13 protein-coding genes are annotated in these 12,558 nt (G+C 43.8%); 7 read left to right on the top strand and 6 right to left on the bottom strand.

Features of this window, described 5'->3' with window-relative positions:
• Positions 1-18: 18 nt before the first annotated feature.
• The 6 genes from WFY05_RS13735 to WFY05_RS13710 are packed head-to-tail and all read right to left on the bottom strand — an operon-like array spanning position 19 to position 5,244.
• Positions 19-879: a protoheme IX farnesyltransferase gene (locus WFY05_RS13735; protein ID WP_340113463.1), complete on the bottom strand. Its 861-nt coding sequence runs from the start codon at positions 877-879 to the stop codon at positions 19-21.
• 15 nt (positions 880-894) lie between these two features.
• The gene (coxB, locus tag WFY05_RS13730; protein WP_340113462.1) at positions 895-1,857 is read right to left on the bottom strand and encodes a cytochrome c oxidase subunit II; all 963 of its coding nucleotides are present in this window, start codon (positions 1,855-1,857) and stop codon (positions 895-897) included.
• A 7-nt stretch (positions 1,858-1,864) separates the two neighbouring features.
• A complete protein-coding gene (locus WFY05_RS13725) occupies positions 1,865-2,149 on the bottom strand; it encodes a cytochrome C oxidase subunit IV family protein (RefSeq protein ID WP_340113461.1) in 285 nt (94 codons plus the stop codon).
• 11 nt (positions 2,150-2,160) lie between these two features.
• On the bottom strand, positions 2,161-2,784 hold the full coding sequence (locus WFY05_RS13720; protein WP_340113460.1) for a cytochrome c oxidase subunit 3 family protein: 624 nt from the start codon (positions 2,782-2,784) through the stop codon (positions 2,161-2,163).
• Positions 2,785-2,801: 17 nt separating this feature from the next.
• Entirely contained in the window at positions 2,802-4,409 is a 1,608-nt protein-coding gene (locus tag WFY05_RS13715) for a cytochrome c oxidase subunit I (RefSeq protein WP_340113459.1), read from the bottom strand.
• Between the two features lie 16 nt (positions 4,410-4,425).
• Positions 4,426-5,244 (bottom strand): SCO family protein, encoded by an 819-nt coding sequence (locus WFY05_RS13710; RefSeq protein WP_340113458.1) that lies wholly within the window; start codon positions 5,242-5,244, stop codon positions 4,426-4,428.
• Between the two features lie 656 nt (positions 5,245-5,900).
• Between WFY05_RS13710 and WFY05_RS13705 the strand changes: the two genes are divergently transcribed.
• From WFY05_RS13705 to WFY05_RS13675, 7 genes are read left to right on the top strand one after another with little or no spacing between them, the layout of a single operon-like run.
• Positions 5,901-6,818, top strand: coding sequence for a 4Fe-4S dicluster domain-containing protein (locus WFY05_RS13705; RefSeq protein WP_340113457.1), 918 nt, complete (start codon positions 5,901-5,903; stop codon positions 6,816-6,818).
• A 21-nt stretch (positions 6,819-6,839) separates the two neighbouring features.
• On the top strand, positions 6,840-8,207 hold the full coding sequence (gene nrfD, locus WFY05_RS13700) for an NrfD/PsrC family molybdoenzyme membrane anchor subunit (RefSeq protein WP_340113456.1): 1,368 nt from the start codon (positions 6,840-6,842) through the stop codon (positions 8,205-8,207).
• On the top strand, positions 8,204-9,082 hold the full coding sequence (locus WFY05_RS13695; protein WP_340113455.1) for a c-type cytochrome: 879 nt from the start codon (positions 8,204-8,206) through the stop codon (positions 9,080-9,082). Before nrfD ends, WFY05_RS13695 begins: the two co-directional genes overlap by 4 nt.
• On the top strand, positions 9,069-9,275 hold the full coding sequence (gene ccoS, locus WFY05_RS13690; protein WP_340113454.1) for a cbb3-type cytochrome oxidase assembly protein CcoS: 207 nt from the start codon (positions 9,069-9,071) through the stop codon (positions 9,273-9,275). Before WFY05_RS13695 ends, ccoS begins: the two co-directional genes overlap by 14 nt.
• 10 nt (positions 9,276-9,285) lie before the next feature.
• On the top strand, positions 9,286-11,745 hold the full coding sequence (gene ccoN, locus WFY05_RS13685) for a cytochrome-c oxidase, cbb3-type subunit I (RefSeq protein WP_340113453.1): 2,460 nt from the start codon (positions 9,286-9,288) through the stop codon (positions 11,743-11,745).
• Positions 11,729-11,923 (top strand): hypothetical protein, encoded by a 195-nt coding sequence (locus WFY05_RS13680; protein ID WP_340113452.1) that lies wholly within the window; start codon positions 11,729-11,731, stop codon positions 11,921-11,923. Before ccoN ends, WFY05_RS13680 begins: the two co-directional genes overlap by 17 nt.
• A 10-nt stretch (positions 11,924-11,933) precedes the next feature.
• Complete coding sequence (locus WFY05_RS13675; RefSeq protein ID WP_340113451.1) at positions 11,934-12,524, top strand: cbb3-type cytochrome c oxidase N-terminal domain-containing protein; 591 nt, start codon at positions 11,934-11,936, stop codon at positions 12,522-12,524.
• Positions 12,525-12,558 lie beyond the last annotated feature (34 nt).

Genomic DNA, 12,558 nt, shown 5'->3' with positions numbered 1-12,558 from the left:
TCTGATCAATCCGATGAATTAAGACTTTACGAGGCTGTCAACAATCAGAAAGATCATCATAAAAAGGTACAGGAAATTGAGCTTATAAAACGAAGCACGTACCTTAAATTCCTTTTGGGCGAACACCGACATGCTAATGGACGAAAGCAGGTAAAAAATGTAAAACAGCAGTAAAAACATGATCAGTTGATTTCCGATAACAAAGAAAATTACCAGGAAAGCAGAGGCCACCGTTGTGAGCACCCAGGCATAAGTAACTCTTTTAATCTGTGCTTCTTCGAAGATCTGGTTCAGGCTGGGCATTTTAGCTTCCTTGTATTGTTCACCAAACATAAGCAGCAGCAACCAGAAATGCGGAATTTGCCCGATAAAGAAAAACGATGCTACCAATAAAATGATCTCAGCAGTTGGATCGCCGCCGGCTCCGGTCCAGCCGATAATTGGTGGCAAAGCGCCAACCATTGATCCGGGAATAACCGCAAATGCCGAAACTTTTTTGAGCGGAGTGTAAACCGCATTGTAAAAAAACAAAGTTAACCAGCTCAATATTAACGCCATCACCGGATTTGATACATACAAGATTCCGGATCCCAGAACCGCTAAAACCACCGCGATCAAAAATGCATTGCCGGCACTGATCCTTCCCGATGGAATTGGACGATTTTTAGTCCGGATCATTTGTGCATCGGTTCTGCGTTCCTGCCAGTGGTTAATCACACTCGAACTGCACGACATAAAAAATACGCCTAACCCGAGTAACCAGCCCTGTGCATCCATGTGGCGGGTAAACAGCACATAACCTGTTACTGCCGACAAAGCAATCGGCAGCGAAATGCGCACTTTTGCCAGTTCATAAACTATTTTAATTTGTTCTTTCAAAATTCCTCTTTCCGTTTATTCTTCGTGATCACTCAAGGATTTCAGGTACTCAATGATGTTGTCCACGTCCTCATCCGAAAGCTGTCCTTCGTAAGTCACCATCAAACCTTTGCCAAATCCCTCCACGATATCTGCATTTGGGTCAAATATCGACTTACGAACATAATCCTCGTCCACAGTAATTTCTCGTTTTTCCCCTCCGGTTGTAACGGTTTGCGTTTCGCCCCAAATTCCTTTAAAACTTGGTCCAACCAGCTTGGTTCCGTCGATGGAATGACAGGCAAAACAACCGATGTTCTGCATCACCTTTCTTCCGGTTGCGGTTGGCGATGCAGCTGCTGCTATCGATGATGCCACACTCGTTGTATCCGTTAACCAGTCGTTGAAAGCATTTTGTTCCATTACTTCAACATAAGTGTACATATACGAATGTTGCAATCCGCAGTATTCGGCACAGAACAGCTCGAAAGTTCCTTCTTGCTGCGGTTCGAACCACATAAAGTTGTCCTTTTTACCGGGTACCATATCTTGCTTCACCCTGAATGCAGGAATGTACAAACTGTGCAAAACATCCAGTGCAACCAGGTTCAGTTTTACCGGCTGATCTTTAGGAAGAAACAAAGTATCGGACCTTCTCCCATTGTCGTATTCGAAACTAAAATTCCACATCCGGCCATATGCGGTAATTTCCATGGCGTCTTTTGGTGGATTGTGCATGGGTTTCCAACCGGCCCAACCATAATAAAACATAAACATGGTAAGAATAAACGGAACCACGGTCCAGATGATCTCCAGTTTTACACTTCCTTCAATTTGTGTTGGTTTGGGGTTTCGTTTTTTATTGTACCTGTACACAAAATACAGCATTACCACTGTCAAACCGATCAGGAAAATAAATGAAATTCCCAGGATCACAAGAAATGCAGTATCTACACCCTGTACAAAATTCGAGGCTTTGGTTATTTCTGAGTTATACATAGCTACATTATCTATATAGGTAATCTAAAAAGGTAATGATGATCACAACTAAAAAGATGGCGAATACAAATCCGACCATGATTTTTATATATCGTTTATCGTATTTAAGGTGCATAAAATAGGTAAGCACCAGGTACGATTTAATCACGGCAAAAATCAATGCTGCCGCCACCGTATATTCTGCCAACTCGATACTTGTTATCTCAATTGACGATAAGGTGAGAATGATTAACGCAATTAAAATAATAAAGTAGGTACGATACGGTACAATATGTGGTTTCTCTCCAGACATAAGTTCAGCTTTTAATGGATTAAATAAAACAAGGGGAACAGGAAGATCCAAATCAGGTCGACAAGGTGCCAGTACAGGCCACAGTTATCGAGCAGCGACGGTCGTTCAATTTTTACTTTTCCGTTTACCAGTCCGCGGATGGCAAATCCCATAATCGCCATTCCTATGATAATGTGTAGTGCATGCAATCCAGTCATCACAAAGTACAATCCGAAAAACAGTATTTCGCCCTGACTCATTTGATTCAGCATGTGTTCGGAGCCCGGCCAGATTCCGTGAGAGAACTTCACTCCCCATTCGAAATATTTGTTTACGAGGAAGGCCAGCCCGATAACGAAAGTGATTGTCACCAATCCGATCGCCAGTTTCCGGTGTCCCTTCCGCAAAGCAGTCGTTGACATTGCAATGGTCATACTGCTTATCAGAAGAATAATGGTATTGATTGCTCCAATGGTGGTGTTGAGTTCTTCAGCCGCCAGGTGAAAAGCATCGGGATTCATGTAGCGGTATACTGCATAAACCACAAACAATGCCCCAAACAGCAGAAGCTCGGTAAAAATGAATAACCACATACCGATTTTCGACGATTCCTCGTCGTACATATCGGGATGCTCTACATGATGCGCATGTTCCATAATCCGTTCAGTTTAGTTTATTTGTAATTGTAAGGTCCGTCGTTCTCTCCAACAACCGGTTCTTTACCAAAATTCAATACCGGTGGTGGCGATGCCACTGTCCACTCCAGCGTTCTGCCGTGCCATGGATTTTTTTCGGACCGTTCTCCTTTGCGTGCCGAGCGAATAAGATTGGCTACAATGATGATAAATCCGGTGGCCAATACCCACGAGCCAAATGTGCTCAGAATGTTACCCCCGTGGAATTCTTCGAGGTAATCGTAATAACGACGCGGCATCCCCATTATTCCCAAATAAAACATTGGGGTATAGAGGGCAAGAAAACCAATGGTAAAAACGAGCCAGCCAATATTAGCCCAGGCCTTATCATACATTCTTCCAAAAATTTTGGGGAACCAATAGTGCATGGCAGCAAAAAAGGCAAAGCCTGTTCCGCCAAATACTATATAATGAAAGTGGCCAACTACAAAGGCGGTATCGTGAACATGAACATCGGTTGCCAGCGAGCCAAGAACGAGGCCGCTCAATCCACCAACCATAAAAACAAAAATAAACGATATTGCCCAGTAAAAGGGTGTTTGAATATTGATCGATCCTTTATACAAGGTTGAAATCCAGTTAAATACTTTTATGGCACTCGGAATGGCCACAATAAAAGTAAGCAGCGAGAAATAGTATTGGGCTGTTCCGCTCATTCCGGCGGTAAACATGTGGTGCCCCCAAACAAGGTAACCTACAAAGGCAATGGCCATGGTTGAGGCAATAATAGCTTTGTATCCAAAAATATGTTTCTGCGAAAACGTTGGAATAATTTCAGAAATGGCTCCCATAGCCGGAAGTATCATGATATAAACAGCGGGGTGCGAGTAGATCCAGAACAAATGTTGGTATAAAACGGGATCGCCACCCAAAGCCGGATCGAAAACGCCAACTCCGAAAACACGTTCAAGTGCTACCAAAACCAGCGTAATTCCCACAACCGGAGTAGCCAGTAATTGTATCCAGGCGGTACCATACAACGTCCACACAAACAGCGGGAGCTTGGTCCATTTCAATCCAGGACAACGCAAACGGTGAATGGTCACCAGGAAGTTCAATCCGGTTAAAATGGACGAAAATCCCAGTACAAAAGCTCCAAACACAGCGGGCAGGAGATTGGTTCCGGTTTTAAAACTGTACGGGGCATAAAACGTCCAGCCGGTATCGGGTGCGCCGGGTCCAAAGAAAAGCGCTATTAAAACCAGAATAACACCAGATACGTACAGCCACCACGATAATAAATTCAGTTTTGGGAAAGCCACATCTTTGGCTCCGATCATTAATGGCAGCATCAGGTTACCAAATACGGCGGGTAAGCCGGGTACAACCACCATAAAAATCATAATTACACCATGCACTGTAAAAGTGGCATTGTAGGTTTGTGCTTCCATAATGGTTTTGCCGGGTGCCAGTAATTCAAATTTCATGGCCAGCCCAAGCAACAAGCCCGTGGTAAACATGGTTGCAATGGAATACAGGTAAAGTAAACCGATTCTTTTATGGTCGGTTGAAAAAATCCATCCGAGCAAACCTTTGTATTTCCCCTGGTAGGTTAAATAATTTGCTCCGTTCTCAGCGCTACTCATTTGCATAAAGTTTTGATTAATTTGACTTCTTCCTTTTTGGTTTTAGTACCAGGACCAAAAGCAGCACTATGGCAAAGAACAAGATCAGTGTTCCACTAATCTTGGTTACATTCAAAACATAGCTCTGCCCTTCCGGGTCGTATGAATAACAAAATCGTAATACCTTGTTTATTGTTGGTCCCGATTTACCTTTTGAGGCCTCAACGATAGCCATCTTCCATTCGAAGGGAAGAAAATACAATCCGTTGAGGTAGCGGGTGATCTTACCATCGGGGCTCAAAACGATCAATGATGCCGCATGGGTAAAATCGTTGCCTGTTTTTATATATTTAAAACCCGTTGCCTGAGTGGCCTTCACAATGCTGGCACTGTCAGAAACAAAGAACTTCCACCCTGTTTTAGCGGCTTCAATCTTGAGCGAGTCATTCATCAGGTTCAGGTAGTTCTTCTTTTTGCGGATCCCCAGATCGATGGTTTCACCAGGATCGAAGCTGATGGTAAGTACCTGGTAATCTTCGCCCGGAACCACATCGGCTTTGTCCATAACACCTGCCACCGCCTCCATCAGCGGGCTGCAAATGCCGGGACAACGATAATACACAAAATTCAGAACGGTGGGTTTATCCAAAAGATCGGCCAGCAGAACCTGCTCGCCCTGTTCGTTAATTAAAAAAATACTGTCCGGAATGTAATCATCCAGATGCTCTACAACGCCAATCTCTACTTCATCATCGGTAGCAGCCGGGTTCACAACAGTTTGTGACCACCCCTGAAACAGACTTCCAATAACGAGTAACAAGGTCGTTGAAATTGTGTAGAAAAGTTGATTTCTCATTTTTTCTATTTCCTTTTGCGGAAAGTCATCTAACCTTCGGCATGTTCAAAACATATAAGTTTTTAGTCTTTTGATTTCCGCCGGTTTAAATTTATCAGTTAAATAAACCCGAAAAAGGCTTTAATGTTTATGCAAAACCGCTGTTTCTTCCTTATTTAATGAATTCTGTTTGCTTCAAAATGGCTTATTCAAACATATGGTCGTTATTCGTATTTTTATCCCGACTTCAAACCAGCAGAACTCGAGTCATGCAAATTGGCTTATTCCATCCGTTTCGACAAGCACAAGAGCATGAGCTGCTTATTTAGAATATGTTTTACAACATATAATTAGCAACATTATATTCAATGCATTTTGCTGTACTGAAAATCGAAAATCCCATTACAACACACTAGTTTTCGTTTTGTTCACTGCCTGAAGAAAAAAAATTGTAGTGGTAAAAGCATTTCTATTCACTATCAACCAATTATTGAATCAAAAAAAAGACGATTGGGGAACATCGATCTAACTTGCTCATTATGAGTCATTATAGACATTTTTGTCTTTTATTAGCGTCTGGCCTTCTATTTAGTTTGCAGCTTAGTGCTTATTTTATAATTTCGTCAAGGTTAGAACTTAATCAAGCTGTATTTCCTAGTAGAAAAATTGTCAGTTTTATGGAAAAAAAATCGCGCAGAAGCTTTGTAAAAGCTCTTGGAGCATCTATTGGTGCTGCGGGGGTAGTTGGGGGATCTACTCTTTTGAATTCGTGCACGCAGGTCGAAACAACCAGCGGCGACACAATAACCTTGTTAACTTCGAGTGGCGAGCTGGTAAATGTTGATAAATCGCAGCTTAAACCTGCCGACATGCCAAGCCTGGAGGAAAACCAGAAACGGGGAAGAAAAGGATTACCGAACCGTAAATTTGTTATGGTGATTGACCTTTCGAAATGCCGGAATGCACGCAAGTGTATGAAAGCTTGTCAGAACCATCATCAGTTGCGTCCCGAGCAACACCATATAAATGTATTGCAAATGCAGGATGCCGAGCATACGGCACCTTACTACATGCCAAAACCGTGTCAGCACTGCGATAATCCGCCTTGTACAAAGGTTTGTCCGGTAAACGCCACGTTTAAGCGTGAAGATGGTATTGTACTGATCGACAACGAGCGTTGCATTGGCTGTCGGTTCTGTATTGCAGCCTGCCCTTATTCTGCAAGGGTTTTCAACTGGTTCGAACCCCGCGACGCCGATAAATACAAAGGTGTTACCTATAACATCGAGGCTAATGTTCCGCAGAAAAAAGGAACCATTTCAAAATGTTTGTTCAGCGCCGACCGATTGCGCGATGGTAAACTTCCATCCTGTGTCTCGGCCTGCCCGAACGGAGTTTACTGGTTCGGCGACCAGAATGAGGATGCAGTTACCAACGGAACAACACACGAAACCACCAGTTTCAGTGATTTGATAAAAGACAACGCCGGTTACACGCTCATGGAAGAACTGGGAACTAAACCGCGTGTTTATTACCTGCCTCCAAAAGACAGGGCTTTCCCTTTCCAGGGCGAAATCGAAGAGCACCACTCATAAATACTGACTAATCTTTAAACGATGGAAAAAATAAAATCACCGGAAGAATCCCGGAAGTTACTGGATAAAATTACCTATGACCTGACGCGGTCGATCGTGAAGCGGGATGAGTTGACCAATTTCTGGTATTTCATCCTGATCATGTTTGCCGCTGTTGGTTTGTGGGGCTGGGGCATACAGATTCGCGACGGACTGGGTGTTACGGGAATGCGCGACTACGTTTCGTGGGGAATGTACATTGCCAACTTTGTATTTTTTGTGGCCATCAGCCTGATCGGGTTTCTGATCTCATCGGCCTTGCATCTTTTGAAAATAGAATGGTCGAAACCCATTTCGCGAGTTGCGGAGCAAGTGGCCATTGCCGGAGTTGCTTTGGCGGGTATTATTATTATTAATGACATGGGACGCCCCGACCGCTTCCTGAATGTTTTTCTTCATGGACGTTTTGCATCGCCAATTATTTGGGACGTAACAGTAGTTACCACCTACCTCACCATTTCGGTGCTTTTGTTTTACCTTCCGTTAATACCGGATCTGGCCTTGCTGCGCGATAAAGGAACAGACGATATTCCAAAGTGGAAGATGAAAGTGTACAAAATACTTGCACTGGGCTGGAAAGGAAATGCCGAACAATTTAAACTGGTGTATCACGCCATGCGTGTTTTGATGATCCTCATCATTCCCGTTGGTCTTTCTATTCACACCGTAACTTCGTGGTTATTTGCTGCCACACTACGTTCGGGCTGGGATACGACAATTTTTGGTCCTTACTTCGTGGCCGGTGCTTTTGTTGCGGGTTCAGCGGCAGTTGTAATAGCCATGTTCATCTACCGGAAACGCTACGGCCTGACGGAATATTTTGGCGACGTACAATTCGATTACATGGGGAAACTGCTGGTTTTGGTCAGCCTCGTGTATCTTTATTTTAACATCAACGAATTTTGGGTGCCGGGCTACAAAATGAAAACTGCAGAAGGTATTCACTTGTCGAACCTTTTTATTGGCAGATATGCATTAATGTTTTGGTCGACCCAGTTTTTGGGCCTTGTACTTCCCATCATTTTAATGATGATGAAATTTTTCAGAAAACCGCTTCCGCTGACCATCATCTCAGTTTTTATTGTGGTAGCTTCGTGGTTCAAACGATACATTATTGTAATACCAACTCTTGAACACCCGTTCCTACCGGTGCAGAATGTGCCCGAACATTTTAAGCATTATTCACCAACAAGCATCGAGATCATGATCACACTCTTCTCATTTATGGCAGCATTACTGATTATTACCGTACTGGCAAAAATGTTCCCCGTGGTAACCATCTGGGAATATGCCGAAGAGAAAGGCGTTTCGAGGGAGATTATTTCTGAACCTAAAAACCAGGCAAAATGACAAATAAAGTATATTTAATAGCTATTCTGATCCTGTTTGTTGCACAGCAAGGAATGGCTCAGGAATGGATTGTCCCTGACGGTGAGGGAAACCTTGAAAATCCTTTACCCTTTAATCTTACCAATGTAGAAAAGGGAAAAGAACTGTACATGAAGAACTGTAAATCGTGCCATGGCGATCCGGGAAAACACAATGGGTTACCTTTGGTTCCGCCACCACCGGACCTTACTTCAGATTTAATGCAGACCAATAACGAAGGCGAATTATTCTACAAAATAACACATGGTAGAGGAGGGATGCCGCGTTTTGAGACGACCATCTCGGAAGACGATCGCTGGCGTTTGGTAAATTACATAAGAAACTACAATCCGAATGTTGAGCCTGTACTAGTGGAAGTTCCGCCCAGAAAAGCGAAACTTCTGGCATCGGTGAACGAAACTGATAAAACAGTAGAAATTTTTGCCGAAGTGGAAAACAAGGAAGGAAAGTATGTTAAACTTGCTGAGGCTCCGGTAAGTATTTCGGCAAAAAAAGCCTTTGGCAACCTGCCAATCGGTGAGGTACGGACCAATGATGAAGGTCGTGCCGTGTACTCGGTGCCTGAGTCCTTGATCGGCGACGAAAATGGTTTGGTGAACATTGTTGTTGAACTCGATGAAAATTTCATCACCGACCAGGTGGTTTTGGATGCTGCCAAAGTCGGTCAACCCAAACCACTTCCAAAACTGATAAAGAAAGAAATACTTTGGTCGACCAATGATAATATTCAAACCTGGTTGTTGCTTTCGTACCTGGGGGCAGTAGGTGCTGCTTGGCTGGCCATTGGATATGTGGTATTTCAAATTTTCAAAATCTGGCGCATTGGCAGAGAATAAAAACCGAATGAACATCTTTTACTTATTGATAGGAGTGAGTTTGCTGGCTGCCCTGATTTTTTTGGCTGCCTTTATCTGGGCCGTCCGTTCCGGGCAGTTCGATGATAGCGAAACACCTTCGATAAGAATTTTATTCGACGATGACGATTCAGACGACACAGATTCAAACAACGAAGAAAAACAAACGACATAAGATCCAAAATATGGAAAATCAAAAATTTTATTACGACAATAAAATAGTAAAGCTGTTTATTCTGGCTACGCTGGTGTGGGGAATTGTCGGCATTTTGGTTGGATTAATTGCAGCCTTGCAGTTGGCTTTCCCGGTCATGAATTTCGGGTTAGAATATACAACTTTCGGCCGTGTTCGACCGGTACACACCAACGCCATTATTTTTGCTTTTGTGGGCAATGCCATATTTGCCGGGGTGTATTATTCCATGCAAAAACTGCTAAAAACCCGGATGTTCAGCGATGCACTAAGCAAGTTTCACTTCTGGGGATGGCAAACCATTATTGTTTTGGCAGCCGTTACTCTGCTGGCAGGTTTTACAACAGGTAAAGAATATGCCGAACTTGAATGGCCGATTGATATTCTAATCACCCTGGTGTGGGTTGCTTTTGGCTGGAACATGATCGGAACAATCGTAGTACGTCGTGTTCAGCACATTTATGCCGCCATTTGGTGGTACCTGGCAACTTTCCTGGGAATAGCCATTCTTCATGTAGTCAACTCATTTGAGCTGCCTATTTCGTTGTTTAAAAGTTACTCGATCTACGCCGGAGCGCAGGATGCTGTAGTTCAGTGGTGGTATGGTCATAATGCAGTTGCATTCTTCCTCACCACACCCTTCCTCGGATTGATGTACTACTACCTCCCAAAAGCTGCCAACCGGCCAATCTACTCGTATAAATTATCCATCATTCACTTCTGGTCGCTCATCTTTTTATACATGTGGGCCGGACCTCACCACTTGTTATACCAGGCCTTACCCGATTGGGCGCAAGCGCTTGGAGTAACATTCTCGATCATGCTGATTGCACCAAGCTGGGGAGGAATGATAAATGGATTGTTGACGCTCCGCGGAGCCTGGGACCGGGTTCGCGACAGCGCCTCATTAAAATTTCTTGTAGTTGGGGTTACTGCCTATGGTATGTCAACTTTCGAAGGACCAATGATGTCGCTGAAAACTGTAAACCAGATCACTCACTTTACCGACTGGACCATTGCTCACGTCCACATTGGAGGCATGGGCTGGAACGGAGGCATCGTTTTCGGTATGTTGTATTGGTTGGTTCCAAAACTATTTAAAACAAAACTTTTCTCGGAGAAACTCGCCAACATACATTTCTGGATATCAACTCTTGCCATTCTTATTTACGCCATCCCATTATACTGGGCAGCGGTTACGCAGTGGTTGATGTGGCGCGAATATACTCCCGAAGGATTTTTGGCTTACCCGAATTTCCTGGAAACACTCACCCAGATCATCCCGATGTATGTAGTCAGGGTATTGGGCGGACTATTGTTCCTTGTCGGATTTTTGATCATGGTTTTCAACCTTGCCAAGACGATGGCGGCAGGCAGCTTTATCAGCAACGAGGCTTCCGAAGCGCCGGCACTTGTTCTGGCAGGAAAACGCAATCCGGTTAGAGAAACCGTTCACCGCTGGCTGGAAAGAAAAGCTGTTCGCTTCTCAATTCTGGTATTTATCGCACTTGCCATTGGTGGCGCGGTGGAGATCATCCCAATGATCTTTATCAAATCGAATGTACCGACCATCGATTCTGTGACGCCATACACGCCGCTGGAATTGGAAGGACGTGATCTCTATGTAAAAGAAGGCTGTTACGTTTGTCACTCACAAATGGTTCGCCCGTTCCGCTGGGAGACCGATCGCTATGGCGAATATTCAAAAATTGGTGAGTTTGTTTATGATCATCCTTACCAGTGGGGATCGCGCAGAACCGGCCCCGATCTTGGACGCGCCGGTGTTGTTGGTGGCCCGATGTATAAAAATGCAGCCTGGCACTACAACCATTTCATGGATCCGCAAAAAATGAACGAGGCATCCATCATGCCAAATTATGTATGGCTGGCGGTGAAAAATATTGATCTGAGCCAAACTCCGAAAAAGATCAGGGCGATGCAAAAACTTGGCGTACCTTACGAAGAAGGATACGATGAAAAAGCTGTCGACATTCTGCTGGCTCAAGCTCAGGGAATTTCGGATGACCTGAAAGCATCAGGCATCGAACTTGAACCGAAAAAGCAAATGATAGCGATGATCGCCTACATGCACAAATTAGGACGTGATATTTCAACAGAAACCGAAACTCCGGAGACAGCAACTGCTGATACTACTCAACAAAAAGAAGTAGTGCTGCTGAATAATCCGGAAGATCTGGCAGCCGGGAAACAACTTTTCCAAAGCACCTGTGTCGCCTGTCATGGCACCGATGGCAAAGGAATAGCTACTTTCCCGAATTTAACCGATGATGAATGGATTCATGGTAATTCACCGGAGATGGTTTATCATCAGATTTCGGAAGGAAATGTGGCCAAGGGAATGGTCCCTTACAAATCCATGTTCACCGAGAAACAGATGACGCAACTGGCAAGTTATGTACTAATTACCTTACAAGATGAAGATAGTAAGTGAAGTTTTAACAAGTATTGAAGGCATCCGGATATTCTACATTATCGGGCTGCTGATTTTTATAGCCTTGTTCATCGTTATTTTTATACGTACCATGCGCATGAAAAATAGCGATATGGATGAGATCAAAAATTCGATTTTAGTAGATAGCGAATCTGAAGAGATCCCAACTTCAAACTAAATTTTAAGCTATGTCAGAAGAAAAAAAGATATTAAACGAGCAGGAAGAAGATCACCTCATGGATCATGATTACGATGGAATAAAAGAGCTGGATAATCCGCCTCCACGTTGGATCATGCTGCTTTTCTACATTACCATTGGCTGGTCGATTATTTACGCGGCCTACTTTTTCTGGTTGAAACAAGGAAAAACCCAGAAAGAGGAATACGCATATAAATCGGAACAGCACGACGAGAAATACCAGATCGCGTCGTTATCGGCTAGCGATCTTGTGGCTTTTACCGATGAAGCTTCATTGACCGAAGGAAAACAGATCTATACCGAAATGGCTTGCATGGCTTGCCACGGTATGAATGGAGAAGGAAATGCTGTGGGCCCCAACCTGACGGACGACCACTGGCTTCACGGTTGTAACATCAGCGATGTATTCACCATTATAAAAAACGGAGTACCCGCGAAGGGAATGACACCGTTTAAAAGTCAGTTAAGCGACGAGAAAATCCAAAAGGTAGCCAGTTATGTGCTCAGCCTGGTTGGCTCAAATCCGGCAAATGCCAAAGAGCCACAGGGAAAGGTATGCGAAACCGGCGACCAATCATAATAAAGGGTAAATTCCCCTTTTGAAACTTTAATCG

This window comes from Maribellus mangrovi (assembly GCF_037646455.1).
GTDB classification, from domain to species: domain Bacteria; phylum Bacteroidota; class Bacteroidia; order Bacteroidales; family Prolixibacteraceae; genus Draconibacterium; species Draconibacterium mangrovi_A.
This window is presented reverse-complemented; position numbering and strand designations above follow the sequence as displayed.